General features: G+C 56.5%; 6 protein-coding genes. All 6 read left to right on the top strand.

The window, feature by feature from the left end; all coding sequences use genetic code 11:
* Positions 1-314: 314 nt before the first annotated feature.
* Positions 315-3,509 (top strand): hypothetical protein, encoded by a 3,195-nt coding sequence (locus CAF77_RS14195; protein ID WP_085654818.1) that lies wholly within the window; start codon positions 315-317, stop codon positions 3,507-3,509.
* Positions 3,510-3,676: 167 nt separating this feature from the next.
* A complete protein-coding gene (locus CAF77_RS14200) occupies positions 3,677-4,600 on the top strand; it encodes a hypothetical protein (protein WP_085654821.1) in 924 nt (307 codons plus the stop codon).
* A 381-nt stretch (positions 4,601-4,981) separates the two neighbouring features.
* Entirely contained in the window at positions 4,982-6,853 is a 1,872-nt protein-coding gene (locus tag CAF77_RS28995; protein WP_170928958.1) for a Tc toxin subunit A, read from the top strand.
* 12 nt (positions 6,854-6,865) lie between these two features.
* Positions 6,866-8,644: a hypothetical protein gene (locus CAF77_RS29000; RefSeq protein ID WP_139831601.1), complete on the top strand. Its 1,779-nt coding sequence runs from the start codon at positions 6,866-6,868 to the stop codon at positions 8,642-8,644.
* The gene (locus tag CAF77_RS14210) at positions 8,641-12,729 is read left to right on the top strand and encodes a neuraminidase-like domain-containing protein (protein ID WP_085654825.1); all 4,089 of its coding nucleotides are present in this window, start codon (positions 8,641-8,643) and stop codon (positions 12,727-12,729) included. Before CAF77_RS29000 ends, CAF77_RS14210 begins: the two co-directional genes overlap by 4 nt.
* Complete coding sequence (locus tag CAF77_RS14215; RefSeq protein ID WP_085654827.1) at positions 12,722-17,350, top strand: hypothetical protein; 4,629 nt, start codon at positions 12,722-12,724, stop codon at positions 17,348-17,350. Before CAF77_RS14210 ends, CAF77_RS14215 begins: the two co-directional genes overlap by 8 nt.
* Positions 17,351-17,369 lie beyond the last annotated feature (19 nt).

Below are 17,369 nucleotides of genomic sequence, written 5' to 3' on the forward strand. Positions count from 1 at the left end.
ACCCGACTGGATGACGCTTATACGCAATGCACTTTGCTCCCGGGCGACTAAACCCGGCCGCTGATTGGCAGCGACGGGAATCAAGTTACGGGGCAACGCCAAAGCGCACAAGCCGGCGGATTCTGAGGGATTTGTAGGCAATGGCACAAGGCGTCGTAGCCCGCTGTTACGACTTGCAGGACGCTGCCGGACCGGGTTGTGGGAAGAGTTACCGTTTGTCGGGACTGTCAGAACTGTCAGGTGTTGGATTGCATTTTGAATGGCTCAATTTTCCATACCCGCCGGTGAATGCCCTGGCGTGCTCGGAGAACGTTATGGCAATCGATGATAAGGGCATCAGCAATTCCGTTGAGGATGCACCCAATACTGAAAGGCCTTCGACGGCTCTGAATACCACGGCAGATGCTGACGTGCTTGTCATTCAGGAGCAAGGCCAAACTAATTTGACTGAAACGATGACAATCAGGGCAGAACATTCAGATAAGTTGCGTTGGGCCGAAATCAAGGTGCGTACAGAATGGAGCGAGGACGGCTCTACGTTCACTTGGACGGCCGAGGAATGCAGGGCGTCCGCTGACAGTAATTGGAGCGGTCGCGCCAATCTTTCTTGTACTTCGAAGAACTATTCCGACTACGAGTTTGTGGCAGCAATTCCCCAGGATCGTGAGTGGCGGTCGGTAAATCGCAGCCGTTCAGTACCAGGCAACGCTGACTTTGCGATAGTCGGATTCAAGTTTGACTGCCGCGTGGCAATCGATGGCTGGGTATATATCAAGTCCGAGGCTCAGGTGAAATATAAGCCTGTTCCGCTCGTTATCACTTCAAAAAATGAGACATATGAGAGCGAGTTTGATATTCACGGAACGAGGGCGGCACGTGGGGCTTTGCTGTTCATTTACAAAGGCCCCAATGATGTCATCTCTAATGGAACGAACAACGGTGATGGTACCTGGAGGGCACGGGTTCAAATACCGCGCGGGTCGGATCGCATAACGCTGACCGCAAAGCAGAGCGTAAATGGCAAAATTTCCGATATTTCAAATTCAGTCACTGTGGTACTGAAGGTAAACCCCGTTGTCATCGACATTCCTCAACCCAATGACATCATCACCACACCTACACCGACAGTATCCGGAAAAGGCCATGACGGGGCGGAAATCAAAATCTATGAGTCCGGTAACAGTGCCCTTGTCTATGGTTCGGGAGTTGTTCGAAACGGTACTTGGGCCATACCACTGGTCAAGTCACTACCGATTGGCGGTTTTATATTTCATGCCAGTCAGACTTATCACGAACTGGTGAAGTGGTCCAACACGGTGCCCGTTACTGTGATACCTGCCACTCCCATCATTCTCCGTCCTGATCCGAATTCGACACAGCCGGAATCTTTTGTGCTGTCAGGCTCTGAGGGTGTTGTGGGTTCAACCATGCAAGTGTTCATTGACCAAACTCAGGACAAGGTCGGTGAATCGACGGTTACGGGAAGCCTCTGGGAGGTAAGGGTCACAGTGCCAGCCGGTCGCCGCTCGCTGGTGGCTCAACAGACAATCAACGGCCACTCCTCGGGACGCAGCATTGCGCGTGTTTACAACATCACCCCAGCCGCCGTCTCCGACCTGACGGTAAGTGTCGAGAGGGCTACCGTCACAATTTCCGGAAAGGGGACCATCGCCGCCCGACTCGATTGCCACATGAGTGGCGAGCCTGAGCCGTTTGCGTCTTTTCCGTTGACGGCTGTGCAGTGGTCGAAAGATTTCGGCAACTGGTTGCCCGGCAGTGACCTCACCATCTCTGTACGACAGAGTATCAGCGACAATTTCGGAGGCAGGATCTATTCGGCCTGGACGAGCAAAACGTTCGACGTGCCGGTTCCGCCGCCTACGTTAGAGGCTGAAGTCGGTCCGAACGACATTCCGCGGTTTTTTGGAACCGGCGAATATTGGTCTGGACAGCCTGCTTCGCAGGTCGAGGTATGGGTGAGTGGGGGTACTGAGCCGATAGTGCCGCCTGCTGCGGTGAACTCGAGTGGGGACTGGTCGATCACTGCGCTACAACCCTGGCCGCCGGGCATTTATCAGGTGTGTGCCCGGCTGGGGTTTAGCGGTGGGTTCTCGGCATGGACAGCGCAGAAACAGGTGATAGTCCGGCTCCCGGCACCTACCATTGATCCAATCGACGAACGCAGCCTTTCTCCGCGCTTTACCGGTACTTGCGTGAGCGGTGCCCCCGTCATCCTTACCTTCAGCGGTGATCCGACACCGTACGCCGCTACGGTCAGCGGACTGACCTGGGACTTTCAACGGCCGCTGCCGTTCGTGGAAGGCGTGCCTTACACCCTTGAAGCTGTCCAGACGGTTGGCGGGCAACCCTCCGCACCTGCGATCAAACCGTTTACGGTGTATCAGGAACGGCTGAAACCCACGATCAACCAACCTGTACATCGTGATGAAGTCGACAGTGCCCTGACAGTGGTCGGCGGCAACGGTATGGCGGGTGCTTCGATGCAACTCTGGGATGCCCGGGACAAAAAGCCATTGGGTGATCCCGTCGAGCTGGAGGCAGACGGAAATTGGGCGATCAAGCTCAAAGAGTTGGCGATTGATCAATGGTTCATCACCGCCCAGCAGACGCTCAGAGGTCGGCCGTCGGAGCACAGTGATATCCGCGAATTCGCAGTCGTCGTGTTGCCACCGACGTTCCTGGTTCCGCAGTCGAATGACAATTTGCCGCGTACTTCAACTCTTTCTGGCAAGGGCCGGCCGGGTGGGCGGGTCACTGTCTGGTGCAAGAGTTTCGAGGAACCTGTATTGCGCAATGTCCTGATCAGTCCGAATGGCGATTGGGAAGGCGAAGTGACGCTGGATGTGGGGAATCGGGCCTTTTGGGCTACCCAGACTTTCCAGGAACAAACCTCAAAACCAAGCCCTGAGGTTCTCTGCAGTTTCGTGCCCCACGCGGTATTTCCGGAGTCCCCCACTGCTGAAGAACACCTTGGTGCAAGGGTAACCGTGTCCGGGTTCGCTGTTCCTGGCGATCTGATTACGGTGAGCCGGGGGGATACCGTATTGGGGCAAACCCCGGTACTTCCCGACCGGACGTGGTCAATCAGCGCAACACTGGGTCCACCCGAAGGACCCGTCACGCTCAGTCTCGTGGCCTCGAAAGGTGATTTTCATTCAGCACCGAGCGAGTGGGTCGGTCAATTGGGCCTTTATCTGCCGACAATCCTCAAACCATCAGCGGGCGATTGGGTCACTGCGATCCCGACATTTGCAGGGGAGGGCAGACCGGGCTTGGGGACGCTGGTGAGTTGGTTCGATCCGAATGCTGTAGTGGCTGGCAACATCCCGGTTTCAGCAGAGGGGTGGACGGCCATCTCGAAGGTGCCGCTCGCGCCAGGGGCACAGTGGTGCCGGTTCCAGCAAGTGCTTGAAGCAGGTACGCCAATATCCGATTGGTCCGAAAGCCAACGTTTCGATGTGCGGGGCGAGCAGCCAGGTAGTAACTGATCGAGCATTTGCTGTGTGAGCGCTTGCAGTCAGAGCGCAGCATGGTCATTGACGGGCAAATAACAGTTGCCGTTTGTCGAAACTGTCAGATTTTACAGGTAGGCGCACTTTGTTCATTGAGCGTAAAACACATCACAAAGAGGTCGCTTGTAAAGAGAGGAGCCGCTATGACAAATGATGAACAGCTTCAATCGGTGCTTGATGCAGAATTGTCTTTTCGGATTACTAAACCTAAGTCTGGTGAAGTAAGCGACTCTGACTTGAACAATGTCGGAGGGGTTATCAGTGCCCTCCTGTCTTTGGCGATCGTGTTTGTTTTCAGGCGTGAGGACAATGGTGAGAACACATTATTGGGGACGGCAACGACCACACTGATCCCATTTCCTGACCCCTTGGATCCCGAGGGGGGGAAGATTGTGGCCTGGACCACTCCAAATCTTTTCTGGCGTGAGGGATCACACCAAATATTTGCGCAATATGTGGTGGGTGGTATTGGCTACAACACGTCTCTTCAGACGTTTACAGTCAGTCAGCCGCTTGGCCTTCCTGTTATTGCGAATCCAGGACCGAAGCAAATTGTTCATAACCGCTCCGTGCTTGTATCGGGCCGATTACCTGAGAATTCAACATTCATCGGGGTAACGGTGAAAGTGTTTCTGGATCAGGGGCAGCAACCGATCGGCGAAGACACACCCTCCACCCGATCCTGGAAAACGTCCGTCGATCTGGCTCCGGGTGCTCATAGCATTGTGGCGCAATCATTCAAGGGAGGGGCATCCACAGGGCGAACGGCGCCGGTTTTGTTTTATGTCGCGCCATCTGCGCTGACAAAGGTAGCCGTTGATTTGGCTGACGATAAATCGGTGCGTTTCTCTGGGGATGGAGACGATGGGTCTACCGTCCGGTTGAGTATCGTCAGCGGTCCCGGCGGAGTGGCTCCGCCTGATGTGCAAGTAAACAATGGCAGGTGGGAGACGACGGCGAAGAACTGGCCCCTTGGTTCATACCAGATGAAAGCTGTTCAAATGATCTCCGATAGCGCTGGCGGCTGGATCGATTCAATGCCGCACAACTTTGAGGTCGACCTCTGACTGACCTGCCGATCTTGACGTTGGCAGGGAAGGGCAGCCGGGCCTGGGAGCCTTGGTCAGTTGGTTTAATCCGGACGCCGTAGTGGCTGAAATCCCGGTTCCTGCAACTGGAAGGCCACTCGCGCGAGAGGCTCACGAGTGCCGGTTCCAGCAAGCGCTTGAGGCTGAAACGCCAAAATCCGGCGGGTCAGAAAAGCGGACTTCTCTACGTGCGGGTCGAGTCACCAGGCAAACCGTGATCGGAAATCTCCGACGAATGGTCATCAAGCCTGTCATTTATGACAGTAGACGCTTGACGCGCCGGAGCGCTGAATAACCTGAATGAACGAAATGCCTGCAAGTGCCCCGTCGCAGGATTTCACTCTATCAAGGACTGCCAGCATGGCCAGGAAAAAAAACTCGAAACGCCCCCCCTTGGAGTTGTTTGAGCAGGTATTCGGCAAAGAGCAGCGTTTCAAGAGACTCTCTGGCCTGAGAACCTGGCTGGCAGATGGAAAGTCGATTTTTCCATTGGTGGAAAAGGGCCCCAGAGGGCTGGTCAAGGACTTCGGAATCAGCCTGGAGGACGCGCAACGTTTTTTGCACCGGGCCAATGCTCTGGCGATTTACCTTCGACGCGAGTTTATCGAGCAATCGTTGATCGGACAGCCGACATCTGCGGCGCAACGTTCAGGCGGTTTCAACACCGGTCCCAGCTACGAGTTGCTGTTTCCCACTGAGTTTGATCAATTCGCTCCGGTTGGAGCTCTGGAGGATTGCTCGGGAGTCGTGGCCTATCTGGTGGAACTGTGGCAATGGATCCGTGACCACATCGAAGGCTTGGTGATTATTGATCCGGAGATTGATACGTTGCCCATTCACGAGCGCCGGGCCGATATCAAAGAGCTGCCCATTGACCACAATGCGATTCACAAGACGATTTCTGCCGTCGAGATCATCGTCAAGGTATTGGAGAGGTTCATTGCCTGCAACGACGGCGAGCCGGATCTGGAAGAGGCGATGATCCAGCGACGTCACCCGTATGGCTTGCCGTACTACCAGCATTGGGCAACCCTCAATGCGGTCGCCGCTCACCATGGTTTGTCGGTTGGGCATTTTGTACGCTGGGTGGGTGCCGGCTACCCGAACTTTCTCCAGCCTTATGCCAGGGATGACGATTCCGGTCGCGCTTTGGCCCATGCTTCACGGCTTGGACCGTTTCAACGCGCTTTGCTGACTGAACCCCCGGTCACTTCTGACGACGAGAAAGTGGACTTCTATGTAAAGAACTTCGGTACTGGTCAGGTGGATTGGAAAGACCTCGATCGGGTGCAGATTTTTGGTCAGAAGACCAAACTCGATGCTGATGGGGTTGAAGCGTTTTTGTCGATTCTTCATTACGCTCCGGTACGGTCTCCCAACGTGAAAATCTATGGGCCAAAGGCCGAGCAAGAGAGCGAGCGCTCCGGTTCGGTTTACATTAATAACGGTACGGCACCTGCCATTAGTGTCGATTACGGTAGGCCCTCTGTTCTGCATAAATTGACCGAGTCCCCCACCAAACCTGCTCGTTACGATCGGATTAACCGCAAACGACGTCTGGATCTGTGGCTCGGGTTACCGCCCGAACAAGTTGACGCAATGCTTGTCGCCGCTTTCAACGCCGAAGGCAGTGGTGACTTGTGGATTACCCCTGACACTGTTCATGCGATCGGTCTTTTCCAGACCCTGCGTGAAGCGTATGGATGCACGCCACTGGACTTCGCAGCATTCATCGACAAACTGTCGATTTATGGGCGCAAGGAGGCGTTGTCAGCATTTGATCAAGTGTTCAACAACCGCCAGGGTGACTACCGCGTGCCACTTCCGCTGGACGATCAACCGTTTCCCTTACTGCTCGCTCCCGACGAAATTGACCTCACCATCTCCCATATTTGCAGCGCGCTGGACATCGACCTGCAAACCTATCAATACCTGGCGCTGGCCATCGCGAGAGCTCATGGACTCAATGACACGTTGCTGCGCAGCAACGAGATCCTGTCGGCGTTTTATCGCCTGGTGAAATTGCCGCGCTTGCTGAACATGACACCTGTGGAAGGTCTGTTGATGCTCAGCGTGTTGGGTGGGGAGGCGTGGGTGGCTGGTCTGGCAGGTGTGCCGGCCATCAAGCCCGCCCGAGAGCCGGACGACGATATTCCCGACGTGCTGGACCTCATCCTCGCCCTGGTGTCTTGCCGCTATTGGTGCCAGACCCGCAACTTGTCTGTGCTGTAGGTATTGCAGCGGGTGGCCGATCTGCAGGTCTCCAACGTGGCGTCCGAGGCTGAGCTGCGCTTGTTCGAGCAGGTCCGCAATTTGCTGGACGCTGCGCTGTTGACCCACACCGCTTTTCTGAGGGCCGGAGTGCCGCCGCTGACAGGCAGAGACTGGCGAGATCTGATGACGACGCTTACCGATCCGCGCGGGCTGGTGAAATCCGTGGTTGGCACGGAGGCCGAGTACCTGGCGTTTGCACGTGAGGAGCTCGACAAGGCAGTCAGGGATGGACTGGAAGAGGACGACGCCGCTTTGCGCAAACCGATTGTCGAGATCATGCTCACGGTTCTGTTGCAGGCTCGCGATACTCAGGTTTCGGTGGTCAGGGAAAGTCTGGCGGTGTATGCCGGACTGGACGCGGAGCGGGCGTTGCGGATTCTTCGCTGGGCGAAGTCGACGCCCTACGAGTTGTTGACACGGATTGTCGATCACATGGGCGAGGACATGCTGTTGCCGGGCATGGCGCGCAACGTCCCGCTTGATCCGTTGTTCACGCTGCTGGCCGATGTACTCCGGCGCAGTGCAGTCGTCACTGAACTGGACATGAGTATCGAAGAGCTCAGTGAATTGCTCGACTACGGCCTCAATGTCTGGTGGAAGCAGGACGATCCCCATGCTTTCAACGTGACCACGCTGTATTACCTGACAGTTTTGAATCATGCCTTCGAAATCAGCAAGCGGCCTCACACCGAGTTGCTCGAGTATCTGCGGCAAGTCCATGAGCTGGGCGATCCCGAAAAATTGTCCGTGGACGCCCTGCGGCTGGCGCAACAGGCATCCGAAGTGTGGCTGGCACGGTTTTTCGACTGGAGCGAGCAGGAAGTACACGAGTGCATCACCCGGATCGACCCGCAATACAAGCTCCTGAAGACGCTGAAACAACTGGATCTGTTGATTCGGGTGCGAGAGTTGGCCAGGCACACGAACATGGATGCGCAGATGATCTTTCTGCTGGGGGCGCTGCCCGAAACCATCGTCAAGGAGAAGTACAAGGATGCTGCCGAGCGCGCCTTGTTGAGCCTTTCGGACACGGCGTCGCCGATCCGGCCATCCGACGAACTTGGCCGGCCGCTTGTCACCATGACAATCAAACCGGACAACACCGAAGTCATTGCCGGCAGCCTTGGCAAGATCGTTTTTACCATCACTTTGAAAAGCGCGGCCGGCGAGGCGCTCAGTGGCGTGTCAATCCATGGGCAGGCCAGCCTCGGAACCCTTGAGGTCGGGAAAACCGACCCTCTCGGTGTAGCAGAAGTGACGTTTACGCCGGGCAAGATCATGGGCACCGAGCGAGTGCTGTTCTGGGTCGCCCTGATTGCACCAAAGGAATCGCCGCTCATAGCACTGGTGGAAGATTCGCAGAATCTGGATTTCCCGCCGCAGTTCATTTCAGCCGTGCCGGTAAGCGTCGTTCCATCGGGGCAGGCGGTCGAGCTGTCCGCCAAGCTCATGGATAGCTACGGAAACCTGGGCAAGCACAAATTGGTGCGCTGGACCGCGACAGCTACCGGCGACGACCCTTCGCGGCATGTCGAGGCGGTAATCCGGCCCGCACAGGGGTTCACAACTCAGGAGGGCATCGCCCGCGCGGTTGTGTACAGCCCGACCGGTGGGATGTTTGAGTGCGCCGTGCACTCCGAATCCAGCGAAATCACACATATATTCGATCCGATTGTGTTTGATCCCCAGCCGCTCCTGAGTGAAACCCCTACGTCCGCGCAGCCCTTGCGACAGGAGAATGGATCATGAGTCAGAGCATCATCAACGAGTTGCTGGAACAGCGTCGCACTGCACTGGTCGAGTATTGCCTGGGCTCTATGGGCGCAACTGATGGTCCATTCAACATCATTAAAAACGTCGACCACTTGAATGAGCTGTTGCGTATGGATTCGCAGAACAGCCACAAGGTGCCGAGTACCCAGGGTGCTGAAGCAATCAGTTGTGCGCAGAAGTTCATCCACGCTGCTTACCAGAAGCTTGAACCGGGATATTTGAAAACGGCGTTCCCCGAGGAGGATCTGAAGCGTTGGGCGTTCTATCGCAATTACTCGGACTGGGCGGCGCTGCGGCTGCTTTCCATCTATCCGGAAGATTTCATGACGCCTCTCGTACGGCCAAACGCGACCAGCCTGTTCCAGGCATTGGTGACAGATCTGAACCAGACGCGCTTGAGCACGGACTCGGTGTTGGTGGCTCTGCGCAATTACCTGACGGCCTTTGAGGGAATCTGCAATCTGGAAGTCATCAGTGCCTTCTTGCATGGCACGGCGGCAGTGAATGGGCGTTACTTTTTCGTCGGACGTGAGCGAGTGTCCCCGTTCAGACACTATTGGCGCGAAGCGGATATCGAGCTGACACCGACCTGCACCGCGGTCAATCCAGCGGCCTGGCACGAGTGGAGCATCATCGATGTGGGGGTCACCGGGACGGTGCTCGACATGCGTCCTGTGTTCTGGAGCGGGCGGCCTTGTCTGATCTGGGCTGAATTGACCAACGCGATCGGTGTAAAGGGGGAACCAGGGTATGTGCCGTTCAAACTGGATATCAATGTGGCGTTCCGATCGCAGAACGGAGACTGGTCCCCCACCTCCAACCTGCAAAGCACCACCAGTGACGTTGCGCCGGCCGCCGGCAGTCGTTTGATTGCCACGGTGCGCAGCACTGAAGGTCATCCCGACGGTTGTCTTGGGGTGTTGTTTTTCAATGGGGACGAGCCTTCGCAGCCCATAGTGCGCGATGTGCTGTTTAGTCCGGTGATTACCGATGATGGCAGCTGGCTAATAATACTGGCAGAACGGTTTGCCAGTGTATTGACGGTCCAGCACTCGTTGACTGCGCAGACACAGCCGAAAATTGCCACCACGGTATTGACGCCGGGGACATTGACGAACTTCTTTGAGCTTGAAGCCTTTGTTCTGACTCATTCCACTGGAGACATCCTGGCTGTCAGAGCCGTTTGCAAGGCGAATCGCAAAGGAAATGTGGCGAAAGTCGAATTCGATCTGACCTTGTCCGGAACACCGTCGGGTGACGATCCAGTGGCAACCAAAGGATCCTTTTCAGGTGAGGGGGGATGGGGCACCGTCTGGCTGATCTATAAACGCAATTCAGGCGGTTTTACCAGCGACTTCACTTTCACCTTTGGTGCCACATCAGCAGCCCAGGGATATGGCCGAAAACAATTCGTCCTGAATATGAGGAACATCGTGGGCTTCGATCCTGCCGTGCTGGAAAGGAATCGGGCCAATGCGGCGCAGTTTCTTGCCTTCAATAAAGCGGGCACTTTGGAACGGGTACGCCTGAATTCGCTATTTGGTCCGCGTCTGGTTGCCCTCGCCAACATATCGTTGGAGGCCGTACTCGACTGGACTACACAGTTTCTGGAAGAACCGGACTCGGAAGCCGGGGCGGTCAGTGAACCCAACGGAGCGTTCAATAGTGCCAATGGTTTGTATTTCTGGGAGCTGTTTTTTTACCTGATTCACCTGTTGGCCATTCGCCTTCGCGATGAGAACCGCTACCGCGAAGCGGAAGACTGGTTGCGTCGGATATTCGATCCGCAAGGCGTCGCGGACGAACCTTCAAACCCCGTGAAACCTTCCGATAAATCGCTCTACTGGCGATGCCGCCCTTTGGTGTGTAACGGTCATCCGGGGTATGAAAGTCAAGCCGTGGATGATCCGTATGCGATCAGTATGTCGAAGCCAAGGCATTTTCGGATTCAGATATTCCTCGATTACGTCTTGAACCTGATAGCGGAGGGCGATTGGTATTACCGGCAACAGACGATGGACAGCCTGGTGGTAGCCAAACAGTGTTACGAGCAGGCCCAGCGCCTGATGGGTGACCCTCCATTGGTACGCTCGATGACTGACTGGCAGGAGCAGACGCTCGGCACTCTGATTGAAAAGAGTGCGATTGGTCCGACAATGGAGGCATTTGAAAAAACGCACGAGTATTCCCTTGCTGACATCGCGTCCTCGGCTCCCACTGCACCGCCAATGGGCCTGATTGCGAGCGAGTCGTTCAAAAAGCCGAACAATGAGCGGTTGCTGAGCATTTTCCAGAAGCCCCGGCAGCGTCTGCACAATATGCGTGAATGGTTGACCATTGATGGCAAGCCCATGGATGTGCGGTTGTACGAGCCTGCTGGCGATCCTGCGCAACTGTTGCGAGACCTGGCCGCCGGCGGCAGTGCCGGGCCCAGGCCGATGGGCGGTCGGCCAGTGGTCAATGCCTATAACTGGCGGGTGACGTTCGAACTGGCGCTACGCTCGGTGCAGGCGCTGCAGGATTACGGCAATCAGGTACTGCGCTTCATGGAGCAACGCGATTCGGCGCAACAGGGCGAACTGCAGCAAAGGCATCTGGTGGAGCAGGGCGAATGGACGAAAATCCTTCAGGAAAAGTCCATCGCCCAGATGCAGGCAACCCTGGCGGCGTTGCGTCAGAGTCGCGAAACGGTACAGCAACGGGCTGACGAATATTCCGGGTGGTGCGAAGTAAATGTCAGCCAGGAAGAATACAAGATCATGGATGATCTGCACGCCGCCAAGCAGATCAATCAGGCATCGGTGGCTGTACAGGCCTATGCGGGTCTGGTCTCGGCCCTTCCGAAGATCGTCGGGACAGCCAACGGCGGGGGGAATCCGGAAGCTGTGCCCCAAGCGCTGGCCTTTGGCTTGCAGATTGCTTCGATGGGCAAGCAGGCCGATGCCGAAAAAAGATCCGTGACCGAAGGCTACCGACTGCGTCTTCGAGAATGGGAACTGCAACGCAAGCTGGCACAGGCCGAACTGTTGGCTACAGACGAGCAGATCAAAGCGCAGGAGATTGCGGTAGAGGCTGCCCGATCCAGCCTGGAGCTGGCACTGTTGTCCAATCGCCAGGCGTTGGCGGTGTACGATTTTCTGCAGAAACGCAGCGCCCCCGGTGCCCTGTACGAATGGCTGCTGGGCCAGCTCAAGGCTCTTTACTATCAGGCTTATGACGCGACCGTCAGTCTGTGCATCAGCGCCCAGGCATCGCTCAGCGCCCAGACCGGTGACTATGACTCACCGGAACTCTTGCCGAAGGTCTGGTCCGATAAGCATCATGGCCTGACGGCCGGGGAACAACTGCGCGGATTTCTGATGCGTATGGAGCGCGACCACTTGCAAAGCTTCGAGCGGCGTCTGGAGCGGGTCAAAACGGTCTCCTTGCGCGCGCTGTTCGATGATCCCACCGAGCCTCAACCTGGCGCGGACAGTTGGGTCAAGGCACTTGAAAAACTCAAGGACACAGGCCGGTTGGCGTTCAAGGTCAGCGAGCTGAACTACAACCGCGACCATCCCGGTGAATACTGCCGTTTGATCCGATCGGTCGAGGTCGACTTGCCCGGAGTGTTCGGCCCCTTCGAGAATGCAAAGGCCACCGTGACCCAGACTGGTAGTCGGACTGTCATCCGGCCTGCACCGAGGGCTGTGGAATACCTGCACGAGCCCGAGAGCTCGTTCGTGCCGGAAGGTGTGGTGTTCAACACCCGCGTTGGTCAACAGATCGGCATTTCCAGAGGGGTGAATGATGACGGGCGGGTGACGGAAGATCAGGATACAGGCCTGCTTCGCTCTTTTGAGAATACCGGGGCTGACTCTTCCTGGGTGATCGAATTCCCGTGGCCGAAAAAACAACCTCAAGAGTCGGTGCTCGCATCGCTGCCAGACATCATTTTCCACATTCGCTACACCGCCAAGGTCGGTGAGCCGACTTTCAGGCTGGCGGTGGAAAACCTGGTGACATCCGCCGAAGCGAAGGCTGCCAAGCGTAATCTCAAAAGGAGCGGCGATCATGGCTAACCCTGGCATTCATGCTGAGCGAAACCTGATCGTCAACGGAGACTTCGCTAAACCGCTCACGACAGGTTGGACAAGAGGGGCGATCAACCCGGCTTACACCGTAAAAAAGGAGCTGCAATACGGCGGCTTCCGCATATTTTGTTTATCTGCCCAGGATCGCTCGTCGGCGTTTCAGCTTATCGAGGTTCCCAAGACCGCAAGTGCCGATGCTTACTATGTTTTAACCTGCCTTTGCGAGATGTACCACAAACAGGAAGGCGTGCTGAAACTGAGTGTGGAAGGGGTTCCCGGTGAGCAGGAAATCCCGTTGCGTGTGGGGCCGGCCCGCGACCGAAAAGCCGACCAGGTACGTGAGGCGAACGGCCTGTCCAGCGAGTTCAACCCTGTTTCATACGAAGTGAAAGTCACATTGCCACTTCAGCAAGCGCAGCAATTGCGTGTTGCGATTGCCAGTCCACCCAATGAACCGGGTGATTACCTTTCCAGTTTGCGCATTACCAATATCAATCTTCAATTGCACCTGCCAGCGACGAAGCTGCAAGCGGTAAAGCTGGATGAGCAGACTTTGCCACTGGATCAATCCTTGCCTTTGTGTCTGGGAGCGGACTCATCTTATGCGCACCGGTTGATCGGCGTTTACGCAGATGATGACCAATGGCTCGGCACGCGTGCATCCCTGGAGATTGAAAACAATCCGCAGGGGGCGATAGTCGCCAATCCGCCCTGGGGCGGGGACAAGCCGCTGGAAGATCCCTGGGCGCTCAGTTGCCCGGACATCGAAGGCGAACCACCGCATCGGTTTACCCTGCGCTTATTGAACGAGTTCAACGCACCGCCGAAGCTGATTCCGGTTTCACTGGATCATCATCGCTTGAAGTTTCTCGAGCTGAAGGCGGCGGCACATTACGTGGTTCTGGAGTACAAAGATCAGTCGGCGCGGGTTGGGGTTCGTGTGGGGTCGTACTACACCGACAAGGCCCTGGAGGGAAGAGCGGTCACCTGGACCGTGGAAGGGACAAGCATAAAAACCACGTCGCTGACCGACGATCAGGGCTGGGCCTGGTTTGATCACAGACCACTCCAAGCCGGCGACTTGCGCATTCATGTGTCGGTCGAAAGTCGCTATTACACCAGTGGAGTCGTGACCGAGACCTTCGAAGTCAAGGCATTGGCGACCGACCCGTTGAAAGACGTCTTGACCCTCGTCGCAGCGGAGCTGCGGCCATGGGAGCAGAAAGGGTATCCCAATCGCGGAACGAGTTATTCGTTGAAGGTCAGGTTTCCCGCCGTACTGAAGGGCACCTTGGTAAGCCTGGACTGGAGCGGAGAGCATGCCGATTATCTGGGGATCACCACCAAGCCGGAACCGTCAAGCCCGGTTCTGATCGGCAATGACGATCTGGAGTGGATACTGCAATGTCAGGACCGGATCGACGGCCAGTTCTCTCTGGCATTGAAGTGTTCGCACTTGCAGAAGGCTTCATCCTTGAAGCCCATGTCACTCGCCCGCAACGTCGTCAAGCCAGGCGATGTGCGTGAGCCTGACAGGGTTTGCGTGGTGGATGAAAACGAAAGCGCACGGATGTGGGTGCAGGTGTTGCATGAAACCGCATCCGGTGTTGGTGATCCGGTGGAACGGGCGCTGGTTCTCTGGGACGACCCGGACGGAACCGTCACGCGGTCTTTCACGGGGGCGGGCGGTTGGTCGAGTCACACCTATCAGCCTCGCGCTGCCGGAAGTCACACGGTCATTGCCAGGATCATGGCTCATGAGGAGGCCGAGCCCACCGAGAAAAGCTTCGCCGTGCAGGCGATCGCGACCAGCTCCTGGAAGCAGCATGTGGAAATTCTTCTGGATGGAGAGACCGTCGACCGCCAAGCGCTTGGCTTGATCTGTCGGCGTGGCAAGACCCATAGCCTGAAAATCGTGCCAGTGCGCGGCAGTGCCTGGATCGGCACGAAAACCATCCGTTTGAACTGGCGAGAGGTTGACCCAAAGATCGGTCTGGAGCCTTCCGGCCTTGACCAGCCTTTCCTCTTGGTGGCTGAGGGCGTGACCTGGTCGCTCAGCTCCAGTGAGGACACCAGCATCAGCCGCCTGTTTGAGCTGAAGCTTGAGGCGCAGGGGGTTGCCGATGCTCGAGAGCTGTCCGGGCGGCTCATCCATCAAGACCTGACAAAAGAACTCAGCGTCCGGTTCGATCAGGTTTCGGCTGCACTCGATGGAGGGCGGCTTTATCCCTGCCTGGGGGCGGAGCATCGTTTTTCCATCTGGGCCCAAGCCCTGAGTCCGTTGGCGGGACTGATGGCAACACTGACCTGGTCGGGGACACCAGCCGAGCAGTTGGGCGCCACGGTGCTTCCTCTCCTGGATGAGCCTCAGACGCTGGGTGCCGACGGTGCTTTGTGGGAACTGGGCTTTATCGACAGTGAGGTGAAAGGCGAGTTCGCGCTGACGCTGAGTGTGCCTCAACTAAAATTTATCGCCCACCCTGTGCCGATGAGTCTGGCGCATAACGCCGTGCGTTTTGACGGTGTGCTTGAGTCGCCGGTGGATCCGGTGGTGAATCAGGATCGGGCCTGGACGTGGGCACGGGTGGTGTCGCGTTTCACCGGGCAGCGCGTCCCGGGAGTGTCGGTCACATGGCGCGCCGAGGGTGATCCCGTTGTTGTAGAGACTGATGCCGAAGGCAACTCCGGTTATGGTTTTGTCCCCACGAATGACGACATTCATCATGTGCAGTTGTCGTTGCTCAGCCTGTACGACAATTATCCGGAAGAAAAAAACGCGATAGTTCAGCCGTCGGCATTCGATCCGTGGACACGGGTCACGATGAGTATCGACGGCGAGAAGCAGGAACCATGGGGCCATAAAACCGGTTTTCCCCGTCGAAAGGGCAGGCACAGTATCGTGGCGTTTTTTCCAGAGTCATTGGAAGGGCAAGTTGTGTGTCTGGGACAGACCGGCACCGCGCCGTCGGCATTGGGCAATCGCTACGATCCGCCGTTGGGTGCGCCGCAGGTTGTTAGTCGCGGGCTGGCGAGGTTCGAGTTGAGTGCGGGTGATTTGATCAACGCCGGCTTTAACTTGCTGCTTTCTGCCGAGCGGCTGGCGCGTCTGTCACCGGCCAATGCGATGTCGCAGGGGCCGGGCTCGCAGGTCATGAAGCTCAGTACGGTCAGTCGGGCCGGTTCGCAGCTTCTCTGGAGAGAAGCGTTTGTCGCTGTGGTAGAGGTCATATCGTCGACCAGCGGGAAACCGATGAGGGGGGTGGTCGTGACGTTCAGTCATCCTGATCTGAGGGACGTGAACACGGTGACTGACTTTTACGGTCGAGCGACTGTGAGCTTTGTTCCTGCTACGCCCGGTGCCAGTCAGGTGATTGCGAAGGTTGGCGACGCTGTGAATTCGGATTCGGTTGCGATGGGGTTTACTCTCGCAGAACCCCGGAAAATTGTTGAACTGTATGAACCGACCGGCTCCAGAGAGCCTCCGGATGTGTCTCGGGCTCACGCCAAAGCAAAAGTGACATCTGCCTTGACCGGTTTGCCATTGGCCGGGGTTTCAGTGGTGTGGGCGTTCGCCGGACAAACATTGGAACCGTCACTGACCGATGAGCTGGGTATCGCCAGTTTGACCTTCACTTATTCAAACAAGGGCGATGGTCTCCTGACAGCCATGGTTGAAGGCGGGCGGGTGGGGTGGGATGAGGCGGTATTGGCGTATACCGGGGACGTACCGTTGATTCAGTCGTTGACGACGCCAGCCACGACAATTGCAGTGGGTGAGCAGGTGAGGGCTGATATCAAGGTCATTGGAAGCCAAAGCGGACAACCGATGGGCGGAGTCAGAATCAGTTGGGTGTTCGGTGGAGAGTCGTTGCCGTTCACTCATTCAAATGCTGATGGGACGTCATTCATTCTTTTCACACCGACTGAACCCGGGGAGAAGGTTCTGACGGCGACGGTAGGGTTTGGTAATGAGAAATCGCTGGCTTATACCGTGGTATTTCTTGAGTTGGCTGAGTTGAAGGTCTCGGTTTCTGAAGCCGAAGCCGGCAGTAATTTTACGCTTCAAGCTCGCGTATCCCCGGCGATATCAGGCGTCAGCGTGCTGATGCGTTCTACGGGAGAAATGAACCTGCACTCTCGTACTGACCCTGAAGGCTGGTCACTTCCTCTTGTCTTCAAAGCTAAGCGACCTGTGGATGATCACTTTGCAACAGTGAGCGCAACGATCAATGCGGGGCAGGAAGGGGAGAAGACGCTGGCGAAGAGGGTGTGGGTCAGGGACCCCGCAGCGCGCGGTATTACTTTATGGGTCAATGATCGCCCTTTGTTGCTTCCAGATTTTGTCGTCGAGTTGAGGCCCGGCAAGGAGCAGTTCATTCGATTCATTGGAGATGCGAATGAAGGGACAGCAGACAAGGAATTTGCCATCTTTCTGGACAACGATATTTCGTCTGACCCAGTGCAGGGTCACTACCAGCCTATGAATGGAAACGGCTGGTTCAATTGGGCAATCAGACTTTCAGCCCCAGTGGGCACGCATCTGGCATTAGTCGTTGCTTCCAGGGACGCCATCTTTGTGCAGCGAATGCTCATTGAAGTGATTGCATAGGCCGAGCGCTTGCACAAAA

Origin of the sequence: Pseudomonas sp. R15(2017) (assembly GCF_002112685.1) — a bacterium.
GTDB lineage: Bacteria > Pseudomonadota > Gammaproteobacteria > Pseudomonadales > Pseudomonadaceae > Aquipseudomonas > Aquipseudomonas glycinae.